This window comes from Brevundimonas sp. FV2ps16 (assembly GCF_058681075.1).
Genome location: NZ_CM178728.1, coordinates 2,870,671 through 2,885,006, shown reverse-complemented (window position 1 = coordinate 2,885,006; position 14,336 = coordinate 2,870,671). Strand labels below are relative to the sequence as shown.

The following is a 14,336-nucleotide window of genomic DNA, read 5'->3' as shown; positions in this document are numbered from 1 at the left end:
GAGACGATTTTACAATGCTGGGCGCCCTGGGTCAGATCCTGATCTACATCGTGCCGTTCCTGCTGGTGCTGACCTTCATCGTCACCATCCATGAGCTGGGTCACTTCCTGGTCGCCCGCGCCTTCGGCGTGAAGGTGGACCGTTTCGCTATCGGCTTTGGCAAGGCGATCTTCAGCCGCACGGATCGCCACGGGATCGAATGGCGGTTCGGCTGGATGCCGCTCGGCGGCTATGTGAAGTTTTCAGGCGATCTGGACGCTTCCAGCGTGCCTGACCAGGCGGGGTTGGCTGAACTGCGCCAGCGAGTGATCGCCGAGGGCGGGCCGGGCGCCGAGCGTGACTATTTTCACTTCAAGCCGGTATGGCAGCGCGCTCTGATCGTCGCGGCGGGGCCGATGGCCAACTTCATACTGGCCATCTCCATCTTCGCGATCGTCTTCATGAGCGTGGGCACGCAGCTTCGCCCCGCGCGCGTGGCTCAGGTCCAGGCCGGTTCGCCTGCCGCAGCTGCAGGCTTTCAGGTCGGCGACCTGATCACCGGCGTGAACGGCAAGGCGATCAAGGACGGCGGCGAGGTGACGCGAACCGTCATGTTGTCGAGCGGCGATCCGGTTCGTTTCACCGTTGAACGTCAGGGACAGGCTGTTGAACTGACGGCCACGCCCGAACGTCGCGAGGAAAACGACCCCATCGCAGGGCGGGTCAAGGTCGGCCGTATCGGCCTGGGTCTCGCGCCGGCGCCCGGTGATCTGCGCCATGTCCGTTATGGCCCGGTCGAGGCTGTGGCCGAGGGCGTGCGCCAGACTGGCGATGTCATCGGATCAACCCTGACTTATCTTGGACGTCTGGCGACAGGGCGTGAGTCCGGCGATCAGTTCAGCGGTCCGCTGGGCATAGCCAAGGCGACGGGGTCTCTGACGACGGCTGCGGTCGAGGCCAATCCCGATCCCGGCGCCATCGCGATCAATCTTCTGCTGACGTTGACAACCTTCGCCGCCATACTTTCGATCGGAATCGGCTTTCTAAATCTGTTGCCCATTCCTGTGCTGGACGGCGGCCATCTGCTTTTCTACGGCTATGAAGCCGTAGCCCGGCGGCCCGTGGCGGCGCGGTATCAGGAGATGGGCTATCGCGCAGGTCTTGCGCTTCTGGCGGGATTTATGTTGTTCGCGACGTGGAACGACCTACAGAAGCTCAACATCTTCCAATTCCTCGGCGGGCTCGTCTCGTGAGCCGACGCCAGCCCCCGATGGTTTTCAGAATGAACGACATGAAATCTCGCGCCGCCGTCCGACTGGGCGCCCGTTCCAGCCTCCTGGCGCTGGCCGTCGCCGCCGGGCTCGGAGCCCCCGTTCTGGCGCAATCGGCTCCGGCGCCTGCCGATGGGCAGCCGCCACGCGTGGAGATCGCCGCGCCTCAAACGCTGACCGTCAACCGCATCCTGGTCCAGGGCGCGCAGCGGATCGACCAGACGACGGTCCTGTCCTATCTGCCGATCCGACCCGGGGACAATGTCGACGCCCAGGTGCTGGACGTCGCAGTGCGGACCCTGTCGCGCACCGGCCTGTTCGCCGACGTGCAGCTCGGCGTCCAGAACGGCGACCTGATCGTCCAGATCGTCGAAAACCCGATCATCAACCAGGTGGTGTTCGAGGGGAACAGCGCCCTGTCCGAGGACAAGCTGACCAAGGAGGTCACGCTTCAGCCGCGCGGCATCTACACCCGCGCCAAGGTGCAGGAAGACGTGGGCGCCATCGTCGAACTGTATCGCCTGCAAGGCCGTATTTCCGCGACCGTGACCCCCAAGCTGGTCCAGCTTGAGCAGAACCGCGTCGACGTCATCTTCGAGATCAACGAAGGTCCCCAGACCGGCATCAGCGCCATCAATGTGCTGGGCAACCAGGCCTTCTCCGACAATGACGTACGTGACGTCATGGTGACGGAGCGCTCGCAATGGTGGAAGTTCTTCTCCAGCAACGACAACTACGATCCGAACCGCCTGGACTATGACCAGGAGCAGCTGCGGAAATTCTATACGAACCGCGGCTATTACGACTTCCGCATCATTTCGTCGGTCGCCGAGTTGCAGCCGGATGACCAGGCCTTCCAGATCACTCTGACCCTGAACGAAGGCGACAAGTACAATTTCGGCAAGGTCGACGTCATCACCGAGAATGACCGCCTGAACGCCCAGTTCCTGAAGGCGCTCGTGCCGATCCGCGAAGGCCAGCTCTACGAGAGCGACAAGATCGAGCAAGCGGTCGACGCTCTGACCTTCGCCGCCGGATCGGCCGGCTACGCCTTCGTCGAAATCAATCCGACCTACAAGGCCAATCCCGACACCGACACGGTGGACGTCACCTTCAACGTTTCCGAAGGCCAGCGCGTCTACATCGACCGCATCAATGTGGTCGGCAATACCCGCACCATCGACCCGGTGATCCGCCGCGAGCTGATGCTGACCGAAGGCGACGCCTTCAATCGCGCCCTGATGGAGCGGTCGCGCAACAATCTGCGCGCACTCGGCTTCTTCAAGGATGTGACGATCGAGGAGACGCGCGGCAGCGCGCCGGACCGTTCGGTTATCAACGTCAATGTCGAGGAACAGCCCACGGGCGAGCTCTCCGTCGGCGCCGGGTTCAGCTCGGTCGACTCCTTCACGGTCAACCTGGGCATCTCGGAGCGTAACTTCCGCGGCCGTGGCCAGAATGTCGTCGCCCGGATGGAATGGGGCTCGCTGCGCCAGCAGGTCGATTTCCGCTTCACCGAGCCCAAGTTCCTGGGCCGCGATCTGCGCGCCGGCTGGGACCTGTTCCACTCGCGCTACGACCTCAGCGAATATTCGTCGTACGACTACCGCTCGACCGGCGGCGGCCTGCGGCTGTCCTATCCGCTGAACGGCAATATGCTGCTCAGCACCCGCTACTTCCTGAAGTCGGACGAGATCATCGTGCCGACCGGCTATTGCACCACGACCGGCAGCGGTTCGTCGGCCCTTTGCGATCAGGTCGGCAGCTATATCAACTCGTCGATCGGCTATACGCTGCAGATGAACTACACCAACGACCCGGTTCGGCCGACGCGTGGCTGGTCCAGTTCGTTGCGCCAAGACTTCGCCGGTCTGGGCGGGGACGTGAACTATGTGAAGACCGAGGCTGACGCCGCCTGGTACTATGGCTTCACGCCGCAGTGGGTCGTCAGCGTTCAGGGTTCGACCGGCTATATCAGCGGCTGGAACGGCGATCCGATCCGGATCAACGACCGCTTCTTCAAGGGCGGCAACAGCTTCCGCGGCTTCGAGACGGCCGGCATGGGGCCGCGCGACCTGGATACGACCGACGCGCTGGGCGGCAATTTCTACGCCATCGGCACGGTCGAACTGACCCTGCCGAACTATCTGCCCGAACAGTACGGCATCAAGACCTCGCTGTTCGCCGACGTCGGCACCTTGGGAGTCCTTGACGACCGGTATAAGCTGACCTCCACCGGCACGGTGGACACCAGCATCGCCGACGAACTGTCGCTGCGGGCCTCTGCCGGTATCAGCATCCACTGGAAGTCGCCGATGGGTCCGATCCGGTTCGACATCTCCAAGGTTCTTTCCAAGGAAGACTACGACAAGACGGAATCCTTCCGCTTCTCGACCTCCACCCAGTTCTAAGGAAGCGACGCAAAAGCGCTCGCACGAGGATTACCCCATGAAAGCTCTGATCATCGCCGCCACGGCCGCCGCTTCTCTGGTCGCCACCGCCGCCTCGGCCCAAACGGCCGCTCCCGCCAACCCGGGTCCGGTCGTTCCGGGCGTCTGCGTCTATTACAACGCCCGCCTGCTGGCCCAATCGGCCGCCGGTCAAGCCGTCGAGGCCCGTATGCAACAGCTGGCCCAGGAAGTTCAGGGCGAACTCCAGCCCTACGCCACTCAGATACAGACGGAAGCCCAGCAACTGCAGACTGCAGGCGCCAGCATCCCCGCCGACCAACTGCAGCAGCGTCGCCAGCAACTGCAACAGCGCGCCCAAGAGGCTCAGCAGCTGGAAGGCACGCGCGAGAACGAACTGCGCTACACTCTGGCCATGCAACGCCAGGCCATCACCGAGGCCGTGTCGCCCATCCTGACCGCCCTGTACCAGGAGCGCGGCTGCGGCCTGCTGCTGGACCGCGAGAGCGTCTTCATGATGAACCCGGCCATGGACCTGACCGATGCGGCCATCCAGCGCCTGAACACGGCCCTGCCGACCCTGTCGTTCAACCGCATGGCGGTTCCGGCCCAGCAGTCGCAACAGCCGGCCGCCGCCAACTAAGCTCGACATGCCCGACACCCGCTTCTTCGAGACCCTCGCCCCCTTGTCCGTCGCCGATCTGGCGTCGCAAATCGGAGGCGAGGTCGAGAGGGGCGGGGATCGGATCATAGGTTCCGTCGCGCCCCTGTCCTCTGCGGACGGGGGCGCGATCGCGTTTCTGGGCGACCGAAAGTTCGCCGCAGCCCTGGCCGCAACGAAGGCGGGTTGCGTGATCGTGCCGGCCGAGGCCGTCGCGTCCGCGCCGGCTGAAGCCGCCGTTATCGTCTCCCGCACGCCCCAGGCTTCTTGGGCCATGGCCTCGACCTTGCTGCACCGCCCGGTCACGCTGGACCGCGCCATAGCCGCATCCGCGGCGGCTGAGGACGACAGCGTGGTCGTGGAGCCGGGCGTGGTTATGGGCGAGGGCGTCCGTATCGGACGCGGCACGCGCATCTGCGCCAACACCGTCATCGGTCCGGGCGTGCAGATCGGCCGGGACTGCGTGATCGGTTCTAACGTCACCGTCGGTTTCGCCCTGATCGGCGACGGGGTGAAGCTGTACGCCGGTGCGCGCATCGGCGAGGCGGGCTTCGGCGCCACCGGCACGGCCGCCGGCGCCATGGATATTCCCCAGCTGGGCCGCGTCATCCTGCAGGACGGGGTGACGGTCGGCGCCAACTCCTGCATCGATCGTGGCGCCTATGACGACACGGTCATTGGCGAGAACACCAAGATCGATAACCTCGTAATGGTGGGCCACAACTGCGTCATCGGCCGCAACAATCTGATGGCCGCCAACACCGGGATTTCGGGCTCGGTGACCAGCGGCGACAATGTCATCTTTGGCGGCAAGGCGGGGATCGGCGACCACATCACCATCGGCGAGGGCGCGCGGGTCGCAGCCGGGGCCGGGGTGCTGGCGAACATTCCGGCGGGCGAGACCTGGTCCGGCTATCCGGCCCGTCCGATCCGACAGTTCTTGCGCGAAACCGTCTGGCTCGCCAAACAGGCCTCTTCAAAGAAGGCCCCGAAGGAATCATAGGGATGAGTGAAGACGGCAAGATCGATTACGCCGAGGTGATGCGGCGGCTGCCGCACCGCTATCCCTTCCTGCTGGTGGACAAGGCCGAGGATTTCGTACCGCGCACGTCCATCGTGGGCGTCAAGAACGTCACCCACAACGAGCCCTTCTTCCCGGGCCATTTCCCGATCGACCCCGTCATGCCGGGTGTGCTGATCGTCGAGGCCATGGCCCAGACCGGCGCTCTGCTGATGTCCAAGACGCTGGACGTCGCGGTGGCCGACAAGGTCATCATGTTCATGTCCATCGACGGCGTGCGCTTCCGCAAACCAGCGCGGCCGGGCGACCAGCTGCGGATGGAGGTCAAGGTGATCAAGGCGCGCGGCGACGCCTACAAGTTCCGCGGCGAGACCTTCATCGACGGCAAATTGGCCGCCGAGGCCGAATTCATGGCCATGGTGGTGACCGTGCCCACTCCAGCGACAGAGCCCGCCGCCTGATGACCATCCACCCCACCGCCCTGATCGACGCCACGGCGACCCTGGCCGACGGGGTCCAGGTCGGGCCCTGGTGCACGGTCGGGCCGAATGTGGTCCTGGCCGAGGGCGTGCGCCTGGTCAGCCATGTGGTGGTCCAGCAGGATACGACTGTGGGCGCCGGGACGGTGATCCATCCGTTCGCCGTCATCGGCGGCGACCCGCAGCACAACGGCTACAAGGGCGAGCCGGTGCGGCTGGAGATCGGCGAGAACAACCAGATCCGCGAGCATTGCACCTTCAATCGGGGCACGCCGCAGGGGACGGGCGTGACCGTGGTCGGGTCCAGCAACCTGTTCATGACGGGCGCCCATATCGGTCACGACTGCGTGGTCGGCAGCAATCTGGTCATGGCCAACAACGCCACACTGGGCGGTCATGCTCATATTGGCGACAAGGTCTTCCTGGGCGGCCTGTGCGCCGTGCATCAGAACGGGCGCGTGGGGCAGGGGGCGATCATCGGCGGTCTGGCCGCCGTGACCCGCGACGTCATCCCCTATGGCTCGGCCTGGGGCAATCACGCGCGACTGCGCGGGCTGAACCTGATCGGACTGAAGCGCAAAGGCTATGGCAAGGACCAGGTGCGCCGGCTGCTGGCGGCCTATCGCGACCTGTTCGAGGGGCAGGGCGAGTTCGCCGGCCGGATCGAGGGCGTGGCCCAGGCCTATGCCGACCTGCCCGAGATCATGGAGATCATCGCCTTCATCCGCGACGGCGGGCGGCGTCCGCTGTGTCTGCCGAACGCGGAATGAGCGCGCCCGGCAAGCTGGGCCTGATCGCCGGCGGCGGCGACCTGCCGGCGGCGGTGGCGGCGCGGTGCGACGCCGAGGGGCGGCCGGTCTTCATCATCCGGCTGGCCGGGTTCGCCGATCCCCACCTGACCCGCTGGCCGGGCGCCGAGTTCGGCATGGCCCAGATCGGGGCCATACTGAAGGCGCTGAAGGCGGAGACCTGCACGACCGTCTGTCTGGCGGGCATCGTCAACCGACCCGATTTCAAGAGTTTGAAGCCGGACTTCAAGGGTGCGACCCTGCTGCCGGGCATCGTCGCTGCGGCGACCCAGGGCGACGACGCCTTGCTGCGCAAGATCCTTTCGGTGTTCGAAGCCGAAGGGTTCGCGGTGGAAGGCGCCGATGACATCCTGGGCGGCGAGACCCTGGCGCAAGGCGCGCTCGGCGCTGTGACGCCGACGCCGGAGCAGATCGCCGATCTGAGAAAGGCGCTGTATGTCGCCGAAAAGTCAGGAGAACTGGACATCGGCCAAGGCGCGGTCGTCTGCGACGGTCTGGTGCTGGCGGTTGAGGCCCAGGAAGGGACAGACGCCATGTTGCACCGGGTGGCGGGCCTGCCGGCCGATCTTCGCGGTTCTCCGGCGGCCCCCAAGGGGGCGCTCGGCAAGGCCCCCAAGCCGATCCAGGACCTACGTGTGGACATGCCGGTGATCGGGCCGCGCACGGTCGAGCTGGCGGCGGCGGCGGGCCTGGCGGGCATCGCCGGCGTGACCGGACGGCTGATCCTGATCGACCGGCCGGCTATAGTGGCGGCGGCGGACCGGCTGGGTCTGTTCGTCTGGGGTGAAGACCGATGAGCCGTCCGTTGAAGATCATGCTGGTGGCGGCCGAGGCCTCGGGTGACGCCCTGGGCGCCGGTCTGGCGCAGGCGCTCCGGAAGCGGCTGGGCGACGCGGTGAGCTTCGTCGGCGTCGGCGGGCCTCGCATGGCGGCGGAGGGCGTCGTCAGTCCGTTCGATATCGCCGAGCTGTCGATCCTGGGCTGGATCGAGGGCCTGCGCGCCTATGGCATGGTCCGACGTCGGGTTCAGGAGACGGCCGCACTGGCTGCAGCCGAACAGCCGGACGCCGTGGTGCTGATCGACAGCTGGGGCTTTACCATTCGGGTGGCCGAAGCGATCCGGGCCGCACGACCGGACGTGCCCCTGATCAAATATGTCGGCCCTCAGGTCTGGGCGTCTCGCCCCGTCCGGGCCAAGACCCTGGCGCGGACCGTGGATCACCTTCTGGCCCTCTACAGCTTTGATGCGCCCTGGTTTGAGCGTGCGGGCCTGCCCACGACCGTGGTGGGGTCTTCGGCGCTTCATGTGGATATGGACCACGCCGACGGCGCGGCCTTCCGCGCTCGCCGAGGGATAGCCGCGGATGCGAAACTGCTGCTGATCCTGCCGGGCAGTCGCCCTGCCGAGATTGCGCGGATGACGCCCGTCTATGAGGCGACGGTGGCTCGTCTGAAGGCGCAGGACCCGACGTTGGATGTCGCCGTGGCGGCTGCGGGCACGGTGTCCAAGGATGTGATCGGTCGCGTGTCTGCCTGGCCCTTCCGCGTCCATCTTGTCGACGAAGCCGAGAAATACGACGCCATGCGCGCCGCGACGGCGGCCCTGGCCACCAGCGGCACGGTCTCGACCGAACTGGCCCTGGCCGGCGCGCCCATGGTCATCGCCTACAAGATCGGCGGGCTCAGCTATGAGCTGATGAAACGGGTCGTGACGGCGAAACACATCTCCCTGTTCAACATCGCCGCCGATCAGCGGATCGCCCCGGAGTTCATCCAGGGCGAGGCGTCTGTCGAAAATCTGGCCGGAGCCGTCGGGCGGTTGCTGAATGATCCCGAGGCTGCGGCCGAGCAGGCGAGGCGTCAGACGGCGGCGCTGGATCTGATGGGGCGGGGCGGGCCGGACCCTTCGGCGCTCGCCGCCGAGGCCGTGCTCAAGGTCATCGAGGCCAAGGCCGCCAGATAGGCGCGTCGGTTCTGTCTCAGACAAAGAAAAACGCCGGGGCCTGCGCCCCGGCGTTTTGCATTTCGGGCCTGTGGCGCTCGATCAGCCGCGCTGTTCGATCGGCACATAGTCGCGCTCGGTCGGGCCCGTGTAGAGCTGACGCGGGCGGCCGATCTTCTGCGACGGATCCGCCATCATTTCCTGCCACTGGGCGATCCAGCCCACGGTGCGGGCCAGGGCGAACAGGACGGTGAACATGCTGGTCGGGAAGCCCATCGCCGACAGGGTGATGCCCGAATAGAAGTCGACGTTCGGGAACAGCTTGCGCGAGGTGAAGTATTCGTCGTTCAGGGCGACCTTCTCCAGCTCCTTGGCGACCAGGAACAGCGGGTCGTTCTCGCGGCCCGTGGCGGCCAGGACTTCATAGGCCGACTGCTGCATGACCTTGGCGCGCGGATCGTAGTTCTTGTACACGCGGTGGCCGAAGCCCATCAGCTTGTACTTGCGGTCCTTCACGCCCTGGATGAACTCCGGGATGTTGTCCGGGGTGCCGATCTGCTTCAGCATGGTCAGCGCCTCTTCGTTGGCGCCCCCGTGCGACGGGCCCCACAGGCAGGCGATGCCGGCGGCGATACAGGCGAACGGATTGGCGCCCGACGAACCGGCCAGGCGGACGGTCGAGGTCGAGGCGTTCTGCTCGTGGTCGGCGTGCAGGGTGAAGATGCGGTCCATGGCGCGCACCAGGGCCGGATCGACGTGATAGTCCTCGGCCGGCACGGCGAAGCACATGCGCAGGAAGTTCTCGGCGTAGGACAGGTCGTTGCGCGGCGACACGAACGGCTGGCCGACGTGATACTTGTAGGCGCGGGCCGCGATGGTCGGCATCTTGGCGATCAGGCGGATGGCCGAGATGTCGCGCTGGACCGGATCATGGATGTCCAGGCTGTCGTGATAGAAGGCCGACAGGGCGCCGACCGTGCCGACCATGATCGCCATCGGGTGGGCGTCGCGGCGGAAGCCTTCGAAGAAGCGGTCGAACTGGCTGTGCAGCATCGTGTGCATGGTGATGCTGTTTTCGAACTTTTCGAACTGCTCGGCCGTCGGCAGTTCGCCGTGCAGCAGCAGGTGGCAGACTTCCACGAAGTTCGACTTCGACGCCAGCTGGTCGATCGGATAGCCGCGGTGAAGCAGCACGCCGGCGTCGCCGTCGATATAGGTCAGGGCCGATTCGCACGCAGCCGTGGAGGTGAAGCCCGGGTCGAAGGTGAAGGCGCCCGTACCCGCATACATCTTGCGGATGTCGATGACGTCCGGGCCGGTGGAGCCCGAAAGGACCGGAAGCTCGATGGTCTTGCCCTCGAAGGACAGGGTCGCCGACCCGGCGGTATTGGCTTGTTCAGTCATGAAATGCCCCTTTGCATCACACGTCCAGGCGCGGGGAGGCGTCGGCCGTTTTTTGGTTTATGGGTGTCACTTAGTCTGTTGCAGCGCATCATCCAAGCGCCCGAGACTTTCGTCGCGCCCAAGAGCGGACAAAGTTCGTGCGATATCGGGTGAAGTTGACCCAGCGGTAAGGGCCGTCCGCATGGGCGGACCGATCTTGCCGAACCCGACCTGTTCGGATTCGGCGAAGCTTTTGAGTTCGGCTTCCAGGGCGAAGACGTCCCAGGACTGGAACAGGGCCAGCCGGTCGCGCAGGCGCGCCAGGCGATCCAAGGTGTCGCCCGACAGCAGGGCGCGGCCCTTTTCGTCGATGGCGAGCGGCCGGGTCTTGAGGACGAACTCGGTCTGGTCGGCCAGGTCCAGCACGGTCTTGGCGCGATCCTTGACGAAGGGCATGGCGCGCTGAAGCCTGGCCTCGTCCGCCTCGGCGAGATTCCGGCCGCGTGCCAGATGGATGTCCAGCGTCAGCTTGGCCAGGCGTTCATCGTCGGCGAGCCGCAGCCAGTGCGAATTGACGTGGGCCAGCTTGTCGAAGTCCAAGCGCGCCGGCGCCTTGCCGATGCCCGCCAGGTCGAACCATTCGACGGCCTGGGCGTCGCTGAACAGCTCATCGTCGCCGTGCGCCCAGCCCAATCGGGCCAGGTAGTTCCGCATGGCCTCGGGCAGATAGCCCATCTCGGCATATTCGTGGACCGCCTGGGCGCCATGGCGTTTCGACAGTTTGGCGCCGTCGGGACCGTGGATCAGCGGGATATGTGCGAAGGTCGGTCGGGTCCAGCCCAGGGCGTCGTAGATCAGGCTCTGGCGGGCGGCGTTGTTCAGGTGGTCGTCGCCGCGGATGACGTGGGTCACGCCCATATCGTGGTCATCGACCACCACGGCGAGATTATAGGTCGGGGCGCCGTCCGAGCGCAGCAGGACGAGGTCGTCGAGGTCGTCGGTCGACCAACTGACCTGACCCTGGACCTCGTCCGCGACGGTGACAGTGGCGGACTGAGGCCGGCGGAAGCGGACGACGTGCGGCAGGGCCAGGTCGTCGACGGTCGGGGTGCGGTCGCGCCAGGGCGATTCGAAGGCCCGGCGCTCGGCCTTGGCGGCGTCGCGCAGGCGGCCGGTTTCCTCGGCGGTCGTGAAGTCGCGATAGGCGTGACCGGACTCCAGCAACTGATCGACGACTTCGCGATGACGGTCGGCGCGGCTGAACTGGAAGACGGGTTCTTCGTCGGCGAACAGCTCCAGCCAGCTCAGGCCGTCGAAGATGGCCTTCACCGCTTCGTCGGTTGAGCGTTCGCGGTCGGTGTCCTCGACCCGGATCAGGAAACGTCCTGCGTGTCTCTTGGCGTATAGCCAGTTGAACAAGGCGGTTCTCGCACCGCCGATATGCAGATAGCCTGTCGGCGAGGGGGCGAAGCGGGTGACGACAGTCGAAGAAGGCAAGGTCATGGGGGAAGGGTCCGTAAGCGAGGCCCTTATACGCCCCGACGCGTCAAAACCTACCCCCGCCGCGAGATTGAGCGCCTGGCTGGCTGAAGAGGTCGCAGCCCAGACGCTGCGATGGCGGCTGTGGGCGCCCGTGGCCTTCGGATCGGGCGGCGCTGTCTATTTCGCCCTGCGGTTCGAGCCGTCGCTTTGGCCTCTACTGCTGGCGGCGAGCGTCGCCTTTGGAGCCTGGCTGGCGGGGCGTCGGCGAGGCTGGAGGCGAGGTCAGACCTGGCCGTTGATGATCCTGGCCTGTCTGTTGAGCGGCCTTGCGGCGGCAAAGGTACGGACCGAAGCGATCGCCGCCCCGATCGCGCCCGCTCTAAGCGAGGCGACAGTGATCGAGGCCTGGGTGATCGATGTCGACAGCCCGGGCCAGAACGGGGCGCGGGTGGTGGTGGCGCCGGTGTGGATCCGAGGCGTGGAGGCGGAGCGGACGCCGGTGCGGCTGCGGGCCACGGTGAAGGGGGAAGCGCCCAGGCCGGGGGAGGCGATCCGACTCTTCGCCATCCTCAATCCGCCGCCAGCGCCCGCCAGCCCCGGCGCCTATGATTTCGGCCGCAACGCCTTCTTTCAGGGCATGGGGGGCGTGGCCTTCGCCCTGGGTGAGACACGCCGGATCGATTTGCCGCCGGCGCCCTGGCGACTTCGGCTGGCCATGGCGGTGAACGGAGCGCGCTATACCCTGGCGGAACGGATCGTGGCGCGGCTGGGGGAGCGGACCGGCGGGATCGCGGCGGCCATGACCACCAGCCATGAAGCCTGGATCAGCCAGGAGGACATGGATGTGATGCGGGACTCAGGCCTAGCTCATATTCTGTCGGTCTCTGGCCTGCATATGGCCATCGTCGGCGGCTTCGTATTTTTCGCCGCACGGCTGGGTGTGGCGGCCTGGCCTTGGCTGGCGCTGCGGGTTCCAGGCAAGAAGGTCGCGGCCGTCGCGGGCCTGGCGGCAGTGGGCGCCTATCTGGTGGTGTCGGGCGCGCCGCCGCCGGCCGAGCGGGCGGCGATTACGGCCTCCATCGCCTTCCTGGCCATTCTGTTGGATCGGCAGGCGGTGACGATGCACGGGCTGGCGGTGGCGGCGTTCGCCGTGCTGGCGATACAGCCTGAAGCCATCGTCACGCCGGGCTTCCAGATGTCCTTTGCGGCGACGGCGGCGCTGGTGGCCTTGGTGGAGGCGTGGCCCAAGCGGGTGCGCGAGATTTCTGCACCCTGGCCCATAGTGGCGGCGCAGAGGTTCGGCGGCTGGCTGGCGGCGGCGGTGGCGGCCAGCGTCGTGGCGGGACTGGCGACGGGACCGTTCGCCATGCAGCACTTCAACCGGACGGCCATGTATGGGCTGCTGGCCAATCTGGGGACGGCGCCGGTGGCGGACTTTGTCTTGATGCCAGCCTTGGCGCTGGGGGCGGCGCTGGAGCCGTTGGGGATGGGGGCTCCATTTCTGGCGGTGGCGGGGTGGGGCGTCGACCTGATGTTGGCGATAGGGGGCTGGACGGCGGGGTTGCCGGGCGCGGTGCGGACGGTGGCCAGTGCGCCGGACTATGTGCTGCCCATCGCCTTTCTGGGCGTGCTGTTCGTCTGTCTGTGGCAGGGGCGGCTGCGGTGGCTGGGGCTGCCCCTGGCGGCGGCGGTGCTGGTCTGGCCGCGCGCGCCGACGCCGGATGTCTGGATCGGCGACGGGGGGACCAATGCGGCCTTTCACCGTCAGGGCGAGGCGGTCGTGATCCGGCCGGGCGTGCGAGAGTTCGCGGCGGACCTGTGGTCCCGGCGACGCGGGCTGAGCCTGGCGGATCGGCCGGAGGCGGGCTGGATCTGCGATCGATCCTCATGCCGCCCCGAGACCGCCGAGACGGGGCCTGTCGTCCTGTGGTGGGGCAGGCGGCCGCCGGACATGGCGCAGATGAGCGCCCTGTGCCGTGCGGCGGCCGTCGTCAGCGTTAGGGCTGTGGTTCAGGCCCTGCCGACGTCATGTGACAGACGACTAGTTCTGGACGGGGCCGATTTCGCGCGCGGCGGGGCGGTCGAACTGTGGCGCGACGGCCCGGCCGAAGCGAACCGATGGCGAGCGGTCTGGACGGCCGACGAGCGGGGCCGGCGGCCCTGGGCGCGTCAGTCGGATCCCGACGTCAGTGATAGCGGCGCATGAGGCCGACCAGCTTGCCCTGGACCTCGACCTGGTCGGGGCCGAAGATGCGGGTCTCATAGGCGCGGTTTGCGGGCTCCAGGGCGATGGAGCCGCCCTTGCGGCGCAGGCGTTTCAAGGTGGCTTCTTCGCCCTCGACCAGGGCCACGACGATCTCGCCGTTGTTGGCCGTGTCGCCGCGACGGATGACCACAAGGTCGCCGTTCAGGATGCCGGCCTCGATCATCGAGTCGCCCTCGATCTCGAGGACATAGTGATCGCCCTTGCCCAGCATGGATTCGGGCACGGACAGGCGCTCCTGCTCGTGCTGAATGGCGGCGATGGGGGTGCCAGCGGCGATCTTGCCCAGCAAGGGCAGTTCGCGCGTGTCGTTGGCGGCGGATGCCGCAGCGGGGCGGGGCGCGCCGCCGCCGCCTTCGATGACGTCAGGCTTGAAGCCGGCCCGGCCGCGCGGGGCGCCGGCGGTCGCCTGTTCAGGCAGTTTGGTCACTTCCAGAGCGCGGGCGCGGTGGGCGAGGCGGCGGATGAAGCCGCGTTCCTCCAGCGCCGTGATCAGCCGGTGTATGCCCGACTTGGACGCCAGATCCAGCGCCTCCTTCATCTCGTCGAACGAGGGTGAGACGCCGGTCTCTTGAATCCGTTCGTGGATGAACATCAGCAATTCGTGCTGCTTGCGCGTGAGCATCGCCTGGCCCTCA

Annotated in this window: 12 protein-coding genes; 9 read left to right on the top strand and 3 right to left on the bottom strand. The window is 66.7% G+C overall.

Annotated elements, in window-relative coordinates; genetic code table 11:
* The first annotated feature begins 14 nt into the window (after positions 1-14).
* Genes ACW170_RS13930 through lpxB form a run of 8 tightly spaced genes read left to right on the top strand, consistent with a single transcriptional unit; the run spans position 15 to position 8,591 of the window.
* Positions 15-1,232: a M50 family metallopeptidase gene (locus tag ACW170_RS13930; protein ID WP_492087241.1), complete on the top strand. Its 1,218-nt coding sequence runs from the start codon at positions 15-17 to the stop codon at positions 1,230-1,232.
* A 29-nt stretch (positions 1,233-1,261) separates the two neighbouring features.
* On the top strand, positions 1,262-3,661 hold the full coding sequence (gene bamA / locus ACW170_RS13925; RefSeq protein ID WP_492087240.1) for an outer membrane protein assembly factor BamA: 2,400 nt from the start codon (positions 1,262-1,264) through the stop codon (positions 3,659-3,661).
* A gap of 37 nt (positions 3,662-3,698) precedes the next feature.
* The gene (locus ACW170_RS13920; protein WP_492087239.1) at positions 3,699-4,301 is read left to right on the top strand and encodes an OmpH/Skp family outer membrane protein; all 603 of its coding nucleotides are present in this window, start codon (positions 3,699-3,701) and stop codon (positions 4,299-4,301) included.
* A gap of 7 nt (positions 4,302-4,308) precedes the next feature.
* A complete protein-coding gene (lpxD, locus tag ACW170_RS13915; protein WP_492087238.1) occupies positions 4,309-5,322 on the top strand; it encodes a UDP-3-O-(3-hydroxymyristoyl)glucosamine N-acyltransferase in 1,014 nt (337 codons plus the stop codon).
* A gap of 2 nt (positions 5,323-5,324) precedes the next feature.
* Positions 5,325-5,801, top strand: a complete 477-nt coding sequence (fabZ, locus tag ACW170_RS13910; RefSeq protein WP_271165747.1) for a 3-hydroxyacyl-ACP dehydratase FabZ — start codon at positions 5,325-5,327, stop codon at positions 5,799-5,801.
* Positions 5,801-6,589, top strand: a complete 789-nt coding sequence (gene lpxA / locus ACW170_RS13905; RefSeq protein WP_492087237.1) for an acyl-ACP--UDP-N-acetylglucosamine O-acyltransferase — start codon at positions 5,801-5,803, stop codon at positions 6,587-6,589. The genes fabZ and lpxA overlap by 1 nt, the downstream gene beginning before the upstream one ends.
* A complete protein-coding gene (gene lpxI, locus ACW170_RS13900; protein ID WP_492087236.1) occupies positions 6,586-7,425 on the top strand; it encodes a UDP-2,3-diacylglucosamine diphosphatase in 840 nt (279 codons plus the stop codon). Before lpxA ends, lpxI begins: the two co-directional genes overlap by 4 nt.
* Complete coding sequence (lpxB, locus tag ACW170_RS13895) at positions 7,422-8,591, top strand: lipid-A-disaccharide synthase (protein WP_492087235.1); 1,170 nt, start codon at positions 7,422-7,424, stop codon at positions 8,589-8,591. Before lpxI ends, lpxB begins: the two co-directional genes overlap by 4 nt.
* 81 nt (positions 8,592-8,672) lie before the next feature.
* On the opposite strand, the gene gltA is transcribed toward lpxB, so the two are convergent.
* Both gltA and gltX read right to left on the bottom strand, forming a co-directional pair.
* Entirely contained in the window at positions 8,673-9,974 is a 1,302-nt protein-coding gene (gene gltA / locus ACW170_RS13890; RefSeq protein WP_492087234.1) for a citrate synthase, read from the bottom strand.
* Between the two features lie 66 nt (positions 9,975-10,040).
* The gene (gene gltX / locus ACW170_RS13885) at positions 10,041-11,456 is read right to left on the bottom strand and encodes a glutamate--tRNA ligase (protein WP_492087233.1); all 1,416 of its coding nucleotides are present in this window, start codon (positions 11,454-11,456) and stop codon (positions 10,041-10,043) included.
* Here gltX and ACW170_RS13880 point away from each other — a divergent pair.
* Complete coding sequence (locus ACW170_RS13880) at positions 11,455-13,641, top strand: ComEC/Rec2 family competence protein (protein ID WP_492089186.1); 2,187 nt, start codon at positions 11,455-11,457, stop codon at positions 13,639-13,641. The two genes, gltX and ACW170_RS13880, sit on opposite strands and share 2 nt — an antisense overlap.
* Here the strand turns inward: ACW170_RS13880 and lexA are convergent.
* A complete protein-coding gene (gene lexA, locus ACW170_RS13875; RefSeq protein WP_492087232.1) occupies positions 13,622-14,323 on the bottom strand; it encodes a transcriptional repressor LexA in 702 nt (233 codons plus the stop codon). The two genes, ACW170_RS13880 and lexA, sit on opposite strands and share 20 nt — an antisense overlap.
* Positions 14,324-14,336: the final 13 nt, after the last annotated feature.